14 protein-coding genes are annotated in these 18826 nt (G+C 63.6%); 2 read left to right on the top strand and 12 right to left on the bottom strand.

All coding sequences use genetic code 11. The features are described 5' to 3' along the window. Nucleotides 1-49: 49 nt before the first annotated feature. Nucleotides 50-988: a glucokinase gene (locus tag AC1DXO_RS01070; RefSeq protein ID WP_476976228.1), complete on the top strand. Its 939-nt coding sequence runs from the start codon at nt 50-52 to the stop codon at nt 986-988. Nucleotides 989-1016: 28 nt separating this feature from the next. Here the strand turns inward: AC1DXO_RS01070 and AC1DXO_RS01065 are convergent, their stop codons facing one another. From AC1DXO_RS01065 to AC1DXO_RS01010, 12 genes are all read right to left on the bottom strand, one after another. Further along, the gene (locus AC1DXO_RS01065) at nt 1017-1931 is read right to left on the bottom strand and encodes a hypothetical protein (RefSeq protein WP_476976227.1); all 915 of its coding nucleotides are present in this window, start codon (nt 1929-1931) and stop codon (nt 1017-1019) included. Beyond that, nucleotides 1928-2884, bottom strand: a complete 957-nt coding sequence (locus tag AC1DXO_RS01060) for a hypothetical protein (protein ID WP_476976226.1) — start codon at nt 2882-2884, stop codon at nt 1928-1930. Before AC1DXO_RS01060 ends, AC1DXO_RS01065 begins: the two co-directional genes overlap by 4 nt. Then, nucleotides 2881-3849 carry a hypothetical protein gene (locus AC1DXO_RS01055; RefSeq protein ID WP_476976225.1) on the bottom strand — a complete coding sequence of 323 codons (969 nt, stop codon included), beginning with the start codon at nt 3847-3849 and terminating at the stop codon, nt 2881-2883. The genes AC1DXO_RS01060 and AC1DXO_RS01055 overlap by 4 nt, the downstream gene beginning before the upstream one ends. Further along, the gene (locus tag AC1DXO_RS01050; RefSeq protein ID WP_476976224.1) at nt 3846-4958 is read right to left on the bottom strand and encodes a toxic anion resistance protein; all 1113 of its coding nucleotides are present in this window, start codon (nt 4956-4958) and stop codon (nt 3846-3848) included. Before AC1DXO_RS01050 ends, AC1DXO_RS01055 begins: the two co-directional genes overlap by 4 nt. A 19-nt stretch (nt 4959-4977) precedes the next feature. Further along, the gene (locus AC1DXO_RS01045) at nt 4978-5700 is read right to left on the bottom strand and encodes a hypothetical protein (protein ID WP_476976223.1); all 723 of its coding nucleotides are present in this window, start codon (nt 5698-5700) and stop codon (nt 4978-4980) included. Between the two features lie 115 nt (nt 5701-5815). Then, nucleotides 5816-8089, bottom strand: a complete 2274-nt coding sequence (locus AC1DXO_RS01040) for a glycoside hydrolase family 3 N-terminal domain-containing protein (protein WP_476976222.1) — start codon at nt 8087-8089, stop codon at nt 5816-5818. Between the two features lie 55 nt (nt 8090-8144). Next, nucleotides 8145-8975 (bottom strand): carbohydrate ABC transporter permease, encoded by an 831-nt coding sequence (locus AC1DXO_RS01035; protein ID WP_476976221.1) that lies wholly within the window; start codon nt 8973-8975, stop codon nt 8145-8147. Next, complete coding sequence (locus tag AC1DXO_RS01030) at nt 8972-9865, bottom strand: carbohydrate ABC transporter permease (RefSeq protein ID WP_476976220.1); 894 nt, start codon at nt 9863-9865, stop codon at nt 8972-8974. The genes AC1DXO_RS01035 and AC1DXO_RS01030 overlap by 4 nt, the downstream gene beginning before the upstream one ends. 217 nt (nt 9866-10082) lie before the next feature. Beyond that, nucleotides 10083-11348, bottom strand: coding sequence for a sugar ABC transporter substrate-binding protein (locus tag AC1DXO_RS01025; protein ID WP_476976219.1), 1266 nt, complete (start codon nt 11346-11348; stop codon nt 10083-10085). Further along, the gene (locus AC1DXO_RS01020) at nt 11345-12850 is read right to left on the bottom strand and encodes a glucoamylase family protein (RefSeq protein WP_476976218.1); all 1506 of its coding nucleotides are present in this window, start codon (nt 12848-12850) and stop codon (nt 11345-11347) included. Before AC1DXO_RS01020 ends, AC1DXO_RS01025 begins: the two co-directional genes overlap by 4 nt. Before the next feature lie 316 nt (nt 12851-13166). Continuing rightward, nucleotides 13167-16034 (bottom strand): TonB-dependent receptor plug domain-containing protein, encoded by a 2868-nt coding sequence (locus AC1DXO_RS01015; protein WP_476976217.1) that lies wholly within the window; start codon nt 16032-16034, stop codon nt 13167-13169. Between the two features lie 149 nt (nt 16035-16183). Continuing rightward, complete coding sequence (locus AC1DXO_RS01010) at nt 16184-17233, bottom strand: LacI family DNA-binding transcriptional regulator (RefSeq protein WP_476976216.1); 1050 nt, start codon at nt 17231-17233, stop codon at nt 16184-16186. Between the two features lie 203 nt (nt 17234-17436). Between AC1DXO_RS01010 and AC1DXO_RS01005 the strand changes: the two genes are divergently transcribed. Further along, entirely contained in the window at nt 17437-18792 is a 1356-nt protein-coding gene (locus AC1DXO_RS01005) for a GH1 family beta-glucosidase (protein ID WP_476976215.1), read from the top strand. The last annotated feature ends 34 nt before the right edge of the window (nt 18793-18826 follow it).

Here is an 18826-nt window from a genome sequence, read left to right as displayed (position 1 = left end):
ATTCATTCCCAAGCGGCGACTATAAATAAGCTGCGTCGGGAGTAGGTCTATGAGTGATCAGGTTTTGTTGTGCGATCTGTCGCTGGCGCCCCAGATCGGGGTCAGCCTGGCAACACCGGGACACAGGCCTGATCAGGTGTCGCGTTTCACCTGCGCCACCAAGGCGCATTTCGACGACAACGTAAGAGCCTTCCTGGCCGAGCGGCAGGAACCCGCCCTGATGGGGGCGGCAATGTCGGCGCGCGGTTGGGAACAGAGCAACGAATTGCATCTGAAGGGTCTCGACTTCAGCCTCGACCGCGACGATATCCGCAGCCTGCTGGGCGTTCAACGCGTCAATTTCGTCAATAATTTCGTCGCCCGCGCCCTGGCTGTGCCGCAGCTTCGGCGCAATGAAAAGGTCCAGATCTGCGGCGGCGAGGTCAATGACGACCATGCCATCGCCGTGCTGGGGCCCCATCATGGCCTTGGCCTGGCCTCGCTGGTCTCCGACGGGGTCGGGGGCTGGACGGCCCTGCACGGCGAAGGCGGTCATTCGGACATGCCGGTCAAGACCGAGCGCGAATGGCGACTGATCGAAGCGATCCGTCGCAGGAACGGCTACGTGTCGCGCGAATCCTGCATTTCGGTCAAAGGCTTAAGCGACATCTGGCATGCCCTGGACGAGGAGTCCGAGACGAGCCTGACCCCGGCCGAGATCATCACAGCCGCCCACGCCGGTGATACGCGCGCCATTGAGGCCATCGACACCATGACGGCATGGCTGGGCGCCATGGCGTCGGATATTGCCCTGATCATGGGGGCCAGCGGCGGAGTCTATCTGACCGGCGCATTGCTCGACATGACCGGCGACCTGTTCAATCTCGACGTCTTTACCCGGCGTTATCTCGACAAGGGTCCGCTCACGCAATATGTCCGCGACATTCCTGTGTTCCGCACCCAGGCGGCCGAGATGGAAATCACCGGCCTGGCCACATTGTACGATTAAGGTTGGGTATGATTAGAGTTGGGTACGACTAAAGCTGGGCGACCAACTGCGTCAGCCGCGGAGCGCGGCGGCGGATCGTCAGACCCAGCAGCCAGGCCGGTAGGGCCACGGCGGCCAGGATCAGGCCCGCAACCAAGCTGATAAACGATATGGTGCGCTCGGACTGGGGTGGCGCGGTGTGTGGACGATAAGTGCCCAGGCTCGGCCGGTGCTCAGTGCTTTCCAGCCACTCGCGCATGACGGACAGGCGCCAGTCGGCCGCGCGGCGAAACGGCAGGTCGTCGCGCTGCAGCGCTTCGAGATGCCGGGCGGCGGTGGCGGCGTCACCGCGCAGATAGGCGTCCTGCATCAGTTCATAATGCAGTTCCGCCCGGACCTGCTCGTGTTTGAAGCTGCCGGTAACCTGGACGACACCGTTCATGCTGGTGATGACAATGCCCTTGGGTAGCAACCGTCGGTCGAGGTCGGAAGTGCGGCCAAAGGCATCAGCATCAGCCCACGACCGCGCCACGGGCGTCATGATCGCTGGGTCCAGGGTCATGACTCCGAAGGTGCTGCGGGTCGCCGTTGCGGCCTCTAGGCACAGGTCGCCGGCCAGGGCCAAGGCGACCAGCGGCCACACCCGCCGCCGGATGACAAAGACCACGGCGGCCGCGACGCAACCGGCCAACAGTACCCACGGCAGGATTTCGACCAGCCAGCCGGGCGCAGGGCCGAACCACCGCCGATCGAGATCGACGACCTGGAGCCCGACCTGCGGCCAGTAATCGGCAAGCGACGGATTGATTTCGATCGTCCGGAAAGTGGCGTGATCGCCGGCCGGCGGCTGGGCATACAGGGGCGACAGGCCCAGCAGGAAGACCGCCACGCAGCCGGTCCAGCGCGCCACGGCGGCGTAGCGACGGCCGCGTGTCTCCAGCCGGTCGAGATAGGTTTGCGTCATGCCGTCCCCGTGGCCGGTATCAGGTCGGCCAGTCGCAGGGTGCGGCGCCGGATGGTCACGGCCAGGGCAAGGACCAGGACGGCGAGGCTCAGAGCCAGCGCACCGGCCGCCAGGCAAAGACGACTGAGCCTGCGAACATCACCAATCGCCATGACATTGGCCGGGACGTGGGTCTTCGGCGGCTGGCCCACGGCGATCAACCATTCGCGGACGATGGCCGCGCGCCACCCTATGCCCCAGGTTTCCAGCATGTAGTTGGGATCGATGGCGTCGTATTGCGCCCGCGCGGTAGTGGCGTCGCCCGCCAGATAGGCGCGCTGCATCAGGATATGGTGCAGCATGGCCTGGGCGAAGGGCAGCGAACAGTCGGAGGCAATTGTCGCTGGCGCGCCGTCCTTGCCGGCAATCACCCGGTCGCAACTGGGAACCATGCCACCGCCTTTCAGCAGCAAGGCGGGCGGCGCATCGGCGGCAGAGGCGTCCGCCGCAAGGCGTGCAGTCACGGCCGGGGTCAGGGCCTGAACCGGCGCAGCGTGGTAGGCGATGCGGTGGGCGCACACGGCCTGGGCCTGGAAAGACAGGTGGCCGATGAGGAGCAGCGGCACCATGAAAAGATATTTGCGCCAAATCAGGCAAGCCACGATGGGAAGGCATAGCAGCATATCGAGCACGCCAGGCCCGACTTCAAACAACATGCCGGGAAGACCGGCGATCTGGCGCAGGTCTAGCTCGCTCTGCGGCAGGTGCATGGCCTGCCAGTAGCCCAGGAGGCTGGAATGAACCTGTATGGAGGTGAAGGCGGTATGGCTGGTGGCGTCCGGCAGGCCATTGATCAGGCCTGATACCAACAGATACAGCCCCAGCAGAACCAGCCAGGCACAGGCCCAGCCATAGGCATTCGCCCGCCGCTTCAGGACGGCAAGCGCCGGGAGGGTTTGGGCCGGAGCGCTCACGCCTGAAGCTCTCGCAAGGCGTGCCGCAGCGGTGGCAAGGCGTCCATATCGGTCTGCATGCGGGTGATCTTGCCGATGCGCCTGCGCAGGCGGCTGACCACGACACTGAACACGATCAAAGGGACCAGCAGGGCGATATGCACCCACCAGGTGATCGCGCCGACGGGGTTGGTATAGTCGGGATGGGCCAGATCAAGGACGGTCTGGCGCAGAACCTGCAGCCGCCTGGCGGTAAAGGGTGTGTGCTCGATCTTGCGGGCATCGAGCGGGCCGATCGCTTTCAGGGTCGTCCAATCGCGCCGGATATAGGCAAGCTGGGCGCGGACATAGCGCGCCTGCGGCTGGAATTCCGCCGGCAAGGCGTCAAGCGCACCGAACAGACGCTGATCCGACGCCCGTTCGGCGGCCTCGGGTTTGCGATGAATCACCAGGTTGCCACCGCGGCTGGGCAGCACCGTGACGCCGCACAGTATGGCGATCGCGACGGCAACGCCGGAACGGATAAGAATGGGCTTGTATTGCCGGGTAAACAGGCTGCGCCCCGCCGCCAGTATGCCGGCGAAAATCGCTATGGCGCCCAGGTCGCCACGGACAGTGCCGAGCCACGAGGCCGGAATCAGCATGGCCGCCAGGCAGGCAAAATACAGGTACCAGCGGCCGCGCAGGGCGGCGATACAGACGCTGCAGCAGATCATGATGTTGAATAGCTGGTAGCTCGACGGGCCGATATGGTCGCCGCCGAGATAGGCCGCCCCCATGTTAAGGTCGATATCCCTGCCGTTCAGATAGGCCGCAAGGCTGGGCGGAATCTCGACCAGCTGCCCCAGGCTTTCATTGCGCAGGGGATAGATGATACCGAAGGCGCCGGTGCCCAGGCCGAGCAGCAGCCAGACCAGCCAGCCGGCCTCATTGGCCAGGCACAGGCGTTCCCAGCGTGCCTTCAGCACATCGACGGCGCTGCTCATCGCGCCATCGCAACCGGAACCGCCGGACCGCGGCCGGCCAGACGCTGATAGCCCTGGGCCATTTCGTTGCGCAGGCCTTCCAGTTCCCCGGTCAGGGCTTCACGGCGCTTGGCGCCGGCTTCATGGGCCGCCTTGACGTCCATCAGGGTCTCCAGGACCTTGTCATGGACGTGGCGCAGGGTTTCGACATCGATCACCAGGCGCTGGTTGGCCTTGGCCGTGGCGACGGAGTTCTGGTGCAGCAGGTCGGCATTGCGCTTCATGAAGGCGTTGGTGGCGTCGTCGATGGCATTGGCCAGGCCGACCGCGCCCTTCTGTTCTTCCAGGGTCAGGGCCATGAGGAAGGCGCGCTTCCACGCCGGCAGGGTCAGGTTGCGCACGACGTGGAACTTGTCGATCAGGGCGACATTGTTGGCCTGCATGACGCGAACCATCGGCAGGGTTTGCAGAGCGCTGTGTTGCAGCACCTTCAGGTCGGCAGCGCGCTTGGCCAGAGCGTTGCGCGAAGACTTCAGAACGGCGGCGCGTTCGGAGGCGTCGAGGTCGTCCGTGGTATCCGCCATGCCATCCAGATCGGCATCGACCCGGGTCAGGAAGGTCTCGAGCGCCACGACATGGGCGGTCAGGCTGGCATGTTCAGCGCGAACGCCGTCATACATGGCCTGAAAGTCGCCGGCGCGCTTTTCCAGTGTCTTTGTGGTGCGTTCGACATTGTCGACCAGGTCGTCGACCTGGCCCTTGACGGTCTCGAAGCGCGACAGCATTTTTTCCTTGGTCAGGGCGATTTTCTTGAGCAGGCCACCGACGATCGGCGTGCGTGACCATTTGGCGTCGAGCGAGGACAGGTTGAAGTCCTTGGCCATGACGACGATGGCATTGAGCTGGCCGCCGACATCGTCGAGATCGCTGGTCCGCGCCGCGCTCAGCAGGGTATCGGTATAGGCCGCCGTGCGGTCGGCGACGTCGCGGCCGAAGGTCATGATCGACAGGGGGGCAGCGATATCCAGCGTACCCAGCAGGCGCGACACCTCGGCGGGATCGGCCACGGTGCCGCCGGAAACGACCACAGTCTCAGACGGCTCGCTCAGGGAGCGGGTTTGCAGGGGCATGTTCATATCCGGAGATCTTTCAAAACAGCTTGGCGAGGAGTTGATCGTGGGTGTGCAGGAAGGCAGTGGCCAGGGGTGAGGCCTTTTTGACCGGAACCGCCGACTGCGCGACCGCCAGGGCGTCGCGCTGCCACAGGGCGAACAGGGTGGTGCAGACGTCTTCGACGCGATCGATAAGTTGGGTTATATTGCTGTCAGCCAGGGCGATCTGGGCGCAGGTGACGTCATTCGACGCCGACAGGGCGATCAGATTGCCCAGCCGGCGTTCAAAGCGCACCAGAAGATCGGGGTCGGGGTCGTCGGCCGCAGAGACCGCGTTGCGGGCAGCGGCAATAATGCGGGTAAGGCGTTCCTGTTCGGCGACGATCTGGCGCCGTGTCAGACGCAGGTCGTGGCGCAGGCGCTTGGCCTGGTAGCACTGGCCTTGCAGGGCCGTGACGTCGGCGCTGACCTGGCGGACGTCCAGTTCGAAGCGCAGCTTGGCTTCGATATCGGCCCCAGTCAGTTGGCTGAGCACGCCCTGGGTGCGGAACAGGCTTTCCATATTGACCTGGCGCAGGCGGCCGACCAGGGCATGGACGGCGGTGGTGATGTCGCGCACTGGACTTTGCGTCAGGCTGTCTTCCGGCATCGGCGCGCTGCGGGCGGCGCGGCCCATGAAATCGATCGACGCGTCGTCTATACCCAGTTGGCGCCGCTTCGGCGGCCCGGCCTGGGTGTCGGTCTGGCTGGCTTCTAGCACAGGAATATCCCCTCGTTCCCCTGTAGCTTAAGGCAACGCGCTTAACGCCCGGTTTAGCAAGAGGAGGATTTTAAGGTATTTTTTGCGAGCCACATGCTGCATCGGCAGGCAATATCTACCCCTTCAGCAGCTCAAACACCGCCCCTGTGCCAGTGGTAGCGGAAGGCGCGATCCAGACGTCGAACAGGCCCGGTTCGGCCGCCCATTTCAGCGTCTCGGTCATCAGCAGCAGGTCGGCGCGGGTCAGGGTGAAAGACACCGCCAAGCTCTCGCCCGGCGCCAGATCGACATGGCGGAAGCCTTTCAACTCGCGCATCGGCTGGGTAATCGACGCTACCTTGTCGTGGATATAGAGCTGCACCACCTCGTGCACCTCGCGGGTTCCCTTATTGGTCACCGTCGCCGTCACGGTTTGGGTGCCGCTCCACGCCAGCTTCGACGCCGAGACCGAGGTCGCGCCATAGGCCACCTCGCCATAGGTCAGGCCATGACCGAACGGATACAGGGCGTCGTTGGTGACTTCGCGATAACGCGTCTTGAAGTTCTTGTCGTCGGTCAGTTGCGGCCGGCCGGTGACGCGGCGGTTATAGTAGAACGGCTCTTGGCCAGAGGCCTGCGGAAAGGAGACCGGCAAACGGCCCTGCGGCGCATGATCGCCGAACACCAGGTCGGCCACGGCATTGCCGGTTTCGGAGCCGAGGAACCATGTGCACAGGATGGCCTGGGCGTTCTTCACCGCCCCTTCCAGTTCCAGGGCGCGGCCGTGCTTCAGCAGGATCACAACCGGCTTACCGGTGGCGGCGATCGCTTCGGCCAGGGCCAGTTGCGGATCGGGGATCGAGATGTCAACGCGCGACTGTGCCTCGCCCGACATGTTGGCGCCCTCGCCGATCGCCAGCACGACGATGTCGGCGGCTTTAGCTGCCTTGACGGCTTCATCGATCCCGCCGGAGATGGCCGCTTCGACGTCGGAGCCCTTGGCGACGGTGAGATTATTACCCACCACGGCACGGAAGCCGTCTTCCAGGGTGACGCAGTTGGCATAGTCCGGGAAGACCGTCCACGGCCCGGGCAGGTTGTCGCGATCCGATGCGAACGGACCGATCAGGGCGATCTTTTTGCCGGTCTTGGGCAGGGGCAGCAGGTGGCCATCGTTCTTCAGCAGGACGCACGACTTGCGGCCGGCCTCGCGCGATAGGGCGACAGCCTCGGGCTTGCGGATATCGCTGGCCTCGCGCGCCAGGCTGAGCGAACGGTAGGGATTGTCGAACAGGCCCAAGGCCTTCTTGACGCGCAGGACGCGGCGGACGGCCTCGTCGACCACGGCCATGGTCAGGCGGCCTGAAGCAACCAGTTCCGGGATATGTTTCATGTATAGGCCTGATTGCATCGACATGTCGCAGCCGGCATTGAGCGCCTTGACCACAGCGTCGGGACCGTCAGCGGCATAGCCGTGCAGGATCATCTCTTCTTCAGAGGTATAGTCGGAAACGACCATGCCCTTGAAGCCCCACTCGCTGCGCAGGATATCGGTCAGCAGGTGGTGATTGCCGCTGGACGGGATGCCGGCGATGTCGTTGAAGCTCGACATGGTCGACAGGGCGCCGGCGTCGAAGGCGGCCTTGAACGGCGGCAGGTGGGTGCCGCGCAGGGTGGTTTCGGGGATATCGGCGGTGTTGTACTCCATCCCGCCCTGGACGGCGCCATAGGCGGCAAAGTGTTTCGGACAGGCCAGCATGGAATCGTCGGCCTTCAGGTCCGGCCCCTGGAAGCCTTTGACGCGGGCGACCGCCAGCTGGCAGCCGAGATAGGGGTCCTCGCCCGCCCCTTCGGCAACGCGGCCCCAGCGCTGGTCGCGGGCGATATCGACCATGGGCGCGAAGGTCCAGTGGATGCCCTTCGCGGTGGCTTCGACGGCGGCGGCGCGGGCGGTGCGCATGGCCAGATCGGTGTCGAAGCTGGAGGCTTCACCCAACGGGATGGGGAAGTGGGTCTTCAGGCCGTGGATGACGTCGCCGGCGAAGATCATCGGGATCTTGTGCGGCGATTGTTCGATCGCGGTCTTCTGCATCTCGCGGCCAACCTCGACGCCGATACCGTTGAACACGCCGGTCAGGCGGCCGGCGGCGATGTCGGCCAGGACCTGCTGCTTGTTCGAGCTCTGGGCCGGCGTCGGATTGATCGGCGCGCCATCAAAACGCACCGAGTCGCCATAGATGCTGAGCTGGCCGGCCTTTTCAGCGATGCTCATCTTGGCGATGAGGTTTTCGATGAAGGGGTCGGCGGCTGGCCTGACCTTGGCCAGGGCGGGGGCTGCGACGGCGGTCATGGCGGCCGTGGCGACGGCGCCCTTCAGGAGGAAGCGGCGGGACGGTTGAAAAGCGGTCATGGGCGTAGTTCCTGCTGACGGTACTGGGATTTGGGATACAAAATATGGGTCATGCTTAGCCTTTCACGCTCCCGGACAAGAGACCGCGGACGTAATGGCGTTGCATGAAGACAAAGAGGGCGAGGACCGGGACGATGGTAACCGTGGCGCCGGCCATCATCATCCCCTGGTCTTGCAGATGTTCCTGCGACAGCGAGGCGACGGCCAGGGGCAGTGTGTAGTAGCTGTCGTCCGACAGCACGATCAGCGGCCACAGAAAGTCATTCCACGCCGCCAGGAAGGTAAATACCCCGAGCGTCACCATGATCGGGCGCAGATTGGGCAAAACGATGCGGCGAAAGACCTGCCATTCCGAAGCGCCATCGACGCGGGCGGCCTGCAGCATCTCGTCGGGCAGGCTCTGGGCGTACTGGCGCACCAGGAAGATGCCGAACAGCGAGGCAACCAACGGCACCACCACCCCGACATAGGAGTTGAGCAGGTGCAGGGTTTTCAGCAGGAAAAACAGGGGCAGCATGGTCAGCTGGCCCGGAATGACCAAGGCGGCCAACAGGGTCTGGAACAGCTTGTCACGCCCGCGGAAATGCAGCTTGGCGAAGGCATAACCGGCCGTGACATTGAAGGCCAGCGACAGGACGGTTGCCAGGCAGGCGACCAGAAGGCTGTTCAGGATATAGCGTCCCATATGCTGGTAGGCGAACAGCTCGGCATAGTTGGCAAGCGTCGGATCGCGTGGCAGCAGCCGAGCCGGAAAGGCATTGGCCTCGGCCTCCGGCATGAAGGACATGGACAGCATCCATAACAGCGGAAAGGCGGCGATCAGCGAGGCCAGGGTCAGGACCGTGGTCGCGACAAGGCTCGGCGCAGTCAGGCGCAGCAACTTCATGCCAAAGCCTCCTGTGACCGCGTACGGATAAAGGAGATGCCGATCAGGATGGCGAACAGGATGAAGGCCGTGGCCGAGGCATGGCCGAGATTCCAGTATTTAAACCCGTCCTGGTACATGAAATACAACAGGCTGAAGGTCGATTGCGCCGGCCCGCCCTGGGTCATGACATAGGGCTCGGCGAAAAGTTGGAAATAGCCGGCAACCGTCAGCAGGGCGACCATCCACAGGCTGGGGGCGACGCCCGGCAGGGTGACGTGGACAAAGCGCGACCAGGCGCCGGCGCCGTCGACACGGGCGGATTCGTACAGGTCGTCGGGGATCTTCTGCAGGGCGGCCAGCAGGATCAGCATGTTGTAGCCAAAGTTCTTCCACACGGCGAACAGGATGATGGCCGGCATCGACCAGTGCGGATCACCCAGCCAGTCGACGGCGGGAATGCCGACCATGCCGAGGCCGCGATTGACCCAGCCGAAGTGGAAGTCGAGCATGTAGCGCCAGATGACGGCGGCGGCGACCAGGGTAGCGACATAGGGGCCGAACAGCGCCGTACGGAACACCGGTCGCAACCCGACGCCGGGGGTGTTGAGCGCCAGGGCCATACCGAGTGAAACCGCAATCGACAGGGGTGCGGCGACCAGGGCGAAATAGCAGGTATTGCCGAAGGCTTTCCAGAAGACGGGCGTGGTCAGCAGGTCGACATAGTTGTGCAGGCCGATAAAGCGCAGGTTTTTGAGGTCGGCCAGGGCGTAGATGTCGAAGTCGGTGAAGCTCATCACAAAGGCCCCGGCGACCGGCGCCAGAAAGAAGACGAACAGGATCAGCAGGGCCGGCGCCACGAAGACGTGGCCGGGCGACAGTTCGCGGAGAAAATCACGGATGGGCCTCATGAGCGCCACCCTTTGCCTGGATGAAGACAGGATGCCCCCTCCGTCGCCGACAGGCGGCGAGTCCTCCCCCGTGACGCTTCGCTACGGTGGAGGACTCGCGTAATTGCTTTTCCGGTACAAGCGAGAAACCCATAAATACTCAGTCCTCCACCGCTTGCGGGGGAGATGTCGCGAAGCGACGGAGGGGGCACCTTACCTGACCACGAAAAAACCTGTCTCATGCCGCACGCTCCAGCATGGCGCGGCGCTTGGCCAGGGTCGTCCAGGCGAATTCGTCGAGCCCCTTCAGCGCGGCGTCCAGAGTTGCCTGTCCGCGGATAACGCGTTCCAGGGCGGCCGTCATCTCATTGGCAATGCGCTCCCATTCCGGCACCCGGGGCACAGGCTTGGCCAGATTCATCTGCACGAAAAACGGCCGCGCACGGGCGTCATCCATCAAGCCGGCCATCGGCCAGGCGGCGCGGTCAGGCGGCAGGTCGCCTGCGGCGCGGTAGAACTCGGCCTGGCGGGCGGGCGCGCACATATGTTCGATGAAGCGAAAGGCCAGGTCCTTGTTGCGCGAAGCGCGGGTCAGGCACATCGATACCCCACCTGCCGATGCAGCGCCCGGTCCGGACGGTCCCGGCAGCAGGGCCGTTGCCCAGTTGGCGCGCGCCTCGACCGGCAGACGACGGGCGAATTCGGCCAGGTTCCACGGGCCGGTGATCATGAACGCGAAGTCGCCGCGCGCGAAGGCCGAGTAGTAGTCGGTGACCTCCGAATGCATCAGGCGCGCCGCATAGCCGCGTTCGTACAGCGAGGCGGCATAGGCGAAGGCCTCGCGGATCGGCGCCTGCGCAAACCCGCCGCGCGTGCCGTTGTCGAGCAGCAGGGATGCGTCGCTCTGCAGGCACAGGGCAACCAGGGGCTCGTACTCGTTGATCGGCAGCAACAGACCGTACTTGCCATCGCGTCTCGCACCCGACAGGGCGGCCAGTTGCTCATCCCATTCACCCCAGGTCACGGCCGGCGCGTCGAATCCGGCGGCCTGCAACAGGTCGCGGCGATAGAACAGCAGGCGCGTATCGACGTACCACGGCACGCCCAGCACGCGGTTGCCGATGGTCACGGCGCTGCGGGCGCCGTCGAAGAAGCGGTCGAAGCGGATGGCGCTTGACTTAAGGCGCTCGTCCAGCGGTTCAAGCGCGTTCAGAGCGGCGAACTCGGCCACCCAGGTATTGCCGAGCGCAATGATGTCGGGCAGGTCGTCGGCGGCAAAGGCGGTCAGCAGTTTTTCGTGAGCGGCGCTCCACGGCAGGACCTGGACGCGCACGGCCGCACCCGGATGGTCGCGCATAAAGGCCTCGGCGAAGCGGCTCAGCCCCTCGCCTTCAACGCCCATGGCCCACACCCGCAGCGGCGCACGCCGGTCACACGCTACCACACCCGACGCGAAAGCGCCTGATGCGGCAAGACGGGAGAAGGAACGCCGCGTCAGGGTCATTTTGCGTCTGCCTTCAGCCAGTCCCCCGAGGCGGCGACGGTCTGGAACCCGGCAGCCGTGAAGGCCCGCCTGACGATCGGACCGGTCACGGCGCTGCGGCAGAAGGTGTCCCACACGAAGCCGGAACGGAAGTTTTCCAGCATGGCCAGGATGGGGCCCTGGTCGATGGCGAGATATTCGTAGGCAACCCAGCCGGCCTTTGCGGTCTGATGACCGGTGCGCGATGGCAGGGTCTTCGGAAAAGACGGGTTAAAGGCGTCGAGGAAGCCGTAGTCGCCATAGAGATCGGCGCCGTATTTATCGCGCAGGGCGTGGATCAACGGTACGCAGATGTCCGGCGCAAAGGCGACCGAGCCGATGGCGGCGGTCGGCGCGATCGTGCCGTCGTCGAGCCCCTCACCGTCGCCGGTCTGCGGACCGCGCGCGCCGTATTCGTGGAACTGGACCTGACGGCCGTTATAGTTTGCCTTGACATAGCCCGGGCCGCGGCAGGCGGTGAGGCCCCAGACATCGGCGCTATAGTCCTTGAAGCCACCGGGATTCTTGATGGCGTAGTTGCGCTGGGCCGCCGTGGCCCGCTGCGAATTGATGAAATAGTCGATGCCCTTGCCGCGCATATAGCTATCGGCAATGCCGCGGAAATCGTACCAGACGTGCGAATACTGATGGCCGAACATCGGCGCAAAACCCAGATGCGGCTCACCGAAATTATCTCCCCAGGTGCCGCCGATGGTCGCTGTCCATGACGTCCAGGCTTCCGATTTGATGGCGTGGGTCGGTGAGCCCAGGGCCAGCAGATAGACCATCATACCTTCGTTATAGCGGTCCCAGCTGCGGATAATCAGGCCCTGGGCATCGTGATCTTTGAGGCCGGATTCGGGGTGCCAGCCCATGCTGACCAGGCCATTGGGGCGCTCCATGAAGGTCCAGTCGACCCTTTCATAGATGGCGACGGCAAGTCGGCGGATCTCTTTTTCGGCGTCGTTATCGCCGTCGAAAAAGCCGGCCGCCGTCAGGGCGCCGGCCAGGAACAGGGCGGTATCGATGCTCGACAGTTCGGTCGTCTCATAGCGCAGACCGGTCGACATATTGAGGAAATGGTAGAAAAAGCCCTTATAGCCCATGACACCGGACGTCTGCGCGCCTTGGGGGCCGTTCCAGAAGGTACGTAAGGTGTTGAGCGTGCGTGTGGCCGCTTCGGTGCGTGAGACGTACCCGGACCTGACGCCGATGGCGTAGGCGGTGAGCGCGAAACCGACGGCGGCGACGGAGCAGAAATCGGGATCGGGCCAGTTGTCGGGCGTCAGGCCGGTGGTGGCGTCGGTGGTGTCCCAGAACCACTGGAAGGTCCGTTTGTGCAGGTCGGCCAGGGTATCGTCCCAAATGGCGGGCTGGGTGGCCGGTCGCGCAGCGGGCATGCAGCCGGCCAGCGAAAGCGCCGCAACGCCCATGAGAAGGGCGCGGCGTGAGGTGCCGGGACGGGACTGCGATGGGATCGTCATAACTGAGGGTCTCGGTAAAGGCAGGGTCGCTTGTTGCGGTGGCGAGATTATGGAAGCATCGAAGTAAGGAAGCAAGAAACCCCACCACCACGCGCCAAGGGGCGCGCGGTCCCCCTCCCCACGCTACGCGCAGGGAGATATAAGAAAGAACGGCGCTATTTTTTCTTATATCTCCCTGCGCGTAGCACTTGCGAAGCGTGGGGAGGGGGACCATCCCGAAGGGATGGTGGTGGGGTTTCTTGCTGTCTTAAACTCCGTGAAAAAAGGGGGAAGCTCATCACTTCCCCCAGGCTCAACGGGGATCAGATTTACGTAGTTACCACTTGTACTTCAGGCCGACCTGGAACGACCGCGCCTGGCCGACCGTGCCATTTTCCTTCATAGCCGGGCCACCGCCCCAGTTCGAGCCGGCGCCCCAGGCCGAATAGGCCCGGTTGACGTGGTCGAACAGGTTGTAGACCTGGCCATCCAGGGTAATGACATTGCCGTTCGGCAGTTCGAAGTCCTTGGCGATACGGACGTCGAGATTCTGATAGGCCAGCTTGTCTTCCGGGAAATAGACGCCCGACAGGTTGGCGATACAGCAGGCATTGGGCGGGTTCGGGCCGCGGCCGTCGATAGAGCCGAAAGGCGAACCCGAAGCCAGGGTCAGCAGGGCCGAGATGCTGGTGCCCCACGGACCGTCGGCGATACCCGAAGCCACGAAGCGCATCTTGTCGACGCCCAGGGTGTAGCTGTAGCCAAAGACGTCCTGGCGCGGGCCGGCGAAGAATTCGTCGGAGCCATGCTCGGAGCCGGTATTCTTGGCGTCGGCCAGGGTCAGGGTCGCCGAGAAGCCGTAATGGTCGGCCGTGTTGTAGGGCTTGTCGACCGTGACGAAGACGGCATTGTACTTGGCCTTGCCACCATTGGCGCCGATGTTCAGCTTGCCGCTGTAGCCCGGAAGCTGGCCCTCTGCGGGGAAGTTGTCGATGACGTAGCCGTCGCCGAGCGGCGAGAAGGTGCCGTTCAGCATGCGGTTGCCGCGGACATACTGGAAGGCGTCGTACGAACGGTTATGGGCAAACGACAGCGAGGTCTGGATCTGGCCGAAGCGCTTGCGCACGCCGATGTTCATCTGGTCGCTGTAGGGGACGCGGGTCTTGTTGTTGAGCAGCCAGACGTCACCCAGCGTGCCCGAGGCCGCCAGTTCCGCACGCAAATTCGCCGGATCGGTCTCGGCTACCGTCAGGGTCGCCACCTTTTGTGGGGTTTGACGGGTGTTGACGATGGTTTCCAGCGAGGCCGACAGATAGGCGTTACGGTCGTAGTAACGACCCCAGCCGCCGTAGAAGACCAGGTCACGGTCGCCGTTGACGTCGTACGACAGGCCGAAGCGCGGCTGGAATTCACCCGCGAAAGACTTGCGGTTATTACCGGTCGAAACGTAGTCATGATAGTTGATGCCGGCGGCCGTCCAGTTCGTGTAGCCGGCCAGGGCGGTGACGATCCGGGCCGGTGTCACATACTTGTTGTTCATCATGTTGGTTTCGTAGTCCCAGCGCAGGCCGAGATTGACGGTCAGGTGATCGTCGACAGCCCAGTCGTCCTGGGCGTAGAGGCCGAACATGGTGTCCTTGGCGGTAACCAGGCCGGTGGGTTGCAGGGAGACCTGTCCCTTATAGACCCGGCCGGCTGTCGCGGCGGCGGCGAGGTTGGTGTAGGTGTAGCCGCCCGAAATATCGACCCAATAGCCGCCCTGGGTATAGACGTCTTCATTGCGCGCCAGCTCGGTGGCAGCGACCTTGACGCCCATCTTTATCGTGTGACGGCCATTCCATTCGAAATCCGTGAAGGTCAGGTCGTCCTTGAAAGTGGCCAGCTTCTGCGTCGAATCCTGGGCGAAGAAGTGACGGCCGAGAATGGCCACTTCGCCACCGTTGGTGCCATCGGACAGGGTGATCTGCGGACCCGACTTGGTGATCTGCGGCGTGCCGGTGGCGTCGTCACGATAGGCGAAGCTCGCTTCGTTCAGCCAGCCCTCGCCGCGGTGCGTCCATTCGACTGAATACTGTTCGGACGTGCTGCGGATGTCGCGCGCGCTTTCGCGGGCCCGGTTGCCGCCGTAGTCACGAACATCGGATTCGTCGCGTTTGAAGATCGAGAAATCGACCTTGTCATCGTCATTGACGTACCAGGTCAGCTTGCCGAAAACGAGATCCTGCGTAAACGGATCGGCGAATGAGCCGGCGACATTGGCCGCGCTGCCCGGCACGGTGACGGTGACGCCCGGGTTCTTCTGCTTGGTGCCTTCATAGGTCAGGTAGAAGTGCAGCTTGTTGCGGATGATCGGACCGCCGATGTCGATGCCATACTGTTCGCGATTATAGTCGGGCTTCGGATTGCCGCGCTCGAAGAAGGGCTGGCCGATCATGTCCTTGGACTGGGCTTCGTAGAAGAAGTCACCGTGGAATTCCGTACCGCCGCTCTTGGTGACGGCCGAAATGACCGACGAACCGGCCTGTTCGATTTCCGCCTTGAAGTTCTGCGACGAAACCTTGAATTCCTGCACGGCCAGCTGCGGGAACGGGTTGCCGCGCGAGAAGGCCTGACCTGACACGCCACCATGGCCGGAGAAGTTCTTGAAGCTCTGGCCGTCGATGAAGACGTTGACCTGGTCTGGACCGACACCGCCACCCTGGAACTGCTTTTGCGTTGTGCTGGTCGAAACGCTGACACCCGGCGCCAGGGCAGCAAAATTCATGAAGTTGCGGTCATTCTGCGGCAGGTTTTCCATCTGCTTCTGCGACACGCTGGTGGCGATTTCAGACGTTCGGACTTCCTTGTTGCGGCGGCCCTTGACCGTCACGACCGTGGTGGCTTCCGCAGCCGTCAGTTCCAGCGTGCCGGTTTCACCGACCGCCAGCATGATGTCATCGGCGGCCGCACCGCTGGTGACGTGATAGGTGCTGGGACGCAAACCGACAATGATGTAGCTGCCGTCGGCCGAGGCCGTTACGGTGACGTTCTGACCAGTGACCGTATCGGTCGCGGTCACGGTCGCGCCAGGCGCGGCATGACCCTGAAGCGTGGCCGTGTCGGCCGCCAGTGCGCTGCCGGCCATGACGCCGAAGGTCAGCACGGCGAGAACGGCCAGGGCCGAAGCACCGTTTCTGAGGGTTCGGCGCGTGGGGTACTTAATCATCTCTTCTCCTCCCGGTTGGCTTGCCCTTGATGGGCTTGAGCCATTTTCTAAACCAAGGCGCCCCATGTAAACGTTTACCTGAGAGCGCGGACTATCCCTAAACTTGTGACATTATGCGACGGACTGATGCCGCCTTGCTGTGATTGGAACTAAGTGGCCGGTTTTTGCCGGCGTGAACTGTCGCGGAACACCAGTTCGGGCGAGACGATGACGCCTTCGCCCTCCCCGCGCTCCTCGATCGAAGTCAGGTGATCCTCGCGCTCCATGGCCGCAACCAGAAGCTCGAGCCCTCGCCGGCCGAGGTCGAAGATACCGACGCGCAATGTGGTCAGCGGCGGTGAGACAAAGCGGGCGATGGGGATGTCGTCGAAGCCGACCAGGGCAACGTCGCCGGGTACCGATTTGCCGGCTTCGCGCAGGGCCAGCAGGCAGCCGACCGCCATCATGTCGTTGGCGACGAAGATGCCTTCCGGCATGGCTTCGCCCGACTGGGCGCATTCCGCCAGGAAGGCCTTGGCGCCGCGATAGCCGGACTCTTCGGTGAAATCGCCTTCGAAGACCTGCGGCGCACGGTCGAGCTCGGCCTCGCCGGCGACATGCATAAAGCCGCGATGGCGTTCCTGGGCCTCGAAATTGCTGGACGGACCGGAAATGTGCGCCACCGTGCGGCAGCCCTGTTCAATCAGGTGTTCGGCCGCCGTCACGCCGCCACCGAAATTATCGACGCTGATCGAGCCCTGCTCGACGCGGCCGATGCGGCTGGCGATGGTGACCAGCGGCAGGTTCAGCGGCAGAACCGCCGCCAGATCCTGTGAATCGACGAAAGGCGACATGACCAGCAGGCCATCGACGCGGCCGCCCATGGCGCGCACGGCGGTCACGGCCTCGCCGAGATCGCCGTGCGAGCCGGACACCAGGATGTGCAAGCCCCGGGCCCGCGCGGCGACGTCGACGCCACGGATGATTTCAGAGAAGAATTCGCCGTAGATATCGGGCAGCAGGACGCCGATCGTATTGGTCCGCGAGGTCACCAGTGACCGGGCGCCGCCATGCGGGACGTAGCGCAGCTTGCCGGCCGCTTCGAGGACGCGGCGGCGCACTTCTTCCGCGACATTGTCCAGGCCATTGATGGCCCGCGACGCCGAGGCGATCGATACATCCGCTTCCCGCGCAACGTCCTTGAGGGTCGCACCCTTCATTCTTCCGTCCCTACGTCTATCTTCGCAAACGCTTACACAGGCCCTGTAAGCGTTTACAAAAATCTTGTCAACGCCCCTGTAAGCGTTTACATGAAGATGGTGCAGGGCTGAAACCTTAATGCATCACTAACACCAACAGCGGTGTTTCTGGATTCATTAAGGATTTCCCTGCACGGCCGATCAGTGGCGTCAAGGGACGAAACATGGGGAAAATCGCGTTTCCGGACGGTTTTTTGTGGGGGTGCGCCACAGCCGCCTATCAGATCGAGGGCGCACCGTCTGCTGACGGCAAGGGACCCAGCATATGGGATCGATTCTGCCACACACCCGGCAATATGCCGAATGGCGATACGGGTGATGTTGCGTGCGACCACTATCACCGTTTCCGCGAAGACGCCGCCCTGATGAAGCGCTTAGGCATGCAAGCCTATCGCTTCAGCCTGTCGTGGGCGCGCATCCTGCCACAAGGCACAGGCGCCGTGAACACCGCCGGCCTCGCCTTCTATTCCGGCCTGATCGACGAACTCCTCGCCCACGGTATCGAGCCGATCGTAACCTTGTTTCACTGGGACCTGCCGGCGGCGCTGGACGATCGCGGCGGCTGGCTGAACCGCGAATCGGCGGACTGGTTCGCCGACTATGCCCGGATAGTCTTCACGGCATTCGACGGCCGGGTGAAAAAGTGGGCGACGCTCAACGAACCATGGGTGGTCAGCGACGGCGGTTATCTGCACGGTACCATCGCGCCCGGACATCGCAACCGCTTCGAAGCGCCCATAGCCTCGCACAACCTGATGCGGGCACACGGCGCGGCGGTCAGGGTCTATCGCGAGATCGGCCGGCACGAGATTGGGCTGGTGGTCAATATCGAGCCGAAATATCCGGCCTCGCAGTCCAATGCCGATGTCGCGGCGACGCGGCGGGCGGCGGCCTATATGAACGAGCACTATCTCGATCCGGCGCTGAAGGGCAGCTATCCCACAGAACTGCGCGAGGTCTTCAACGGCGCCTGGCCGGCGTGGGACGCCGCTGATTTCGATCTGATCCGCCAACCGATCGATTTCGTCGGCATCAACTACTATACGCGCTCGGTTACCCAGGCCGACGAGACGGCCTATCCTCTGAAAGCGTCGGCAGTGCGCCAGACACAGTCGACCTATACAGAGACGGGCTGGGAAGTCTATCCGCAGGGCCTGACCGATACGCTGATGTGGGTGCGTGAGCGTTATGGCGATATCGCGGTCTACATCACCGAGAACGGCGCCGCCTTCTATGATCCGCCGGTGGCCGAGGACGGCCGGGTGCGCGATCCCTTGCGGACTGGCTATCTGCGCAGCCACCTGCTGGCCGTGCACGAGGCGATCCAGGCCGGCGTCGATATACGCGGCTATATGGTGTGGTCGTTCATGGATAATCTTGAATGGTCGCTCGGCTATTGCAAGCGCTTCGGCATTGTCCACGTCAATTTCGAGACCCTGGAACGCACACCCAAGGATAGTGGGGCCTATTATGCCCGGGTGATCGCCAGCCACGGTGCGGTCCTGGCCGAGGCGCTTTAGGGGTCGAGTGCTTCTTAATGCGCCTGGCGGTACT

Source organism: Asticcacaulis sp. P2_C5, assembly GCF_056404555.1.
The sequence above is the reverse complement of the archived record's forward strand: the minus strand, read 5'-3'. Positions and strand labels throughout refer to the sequence as shown.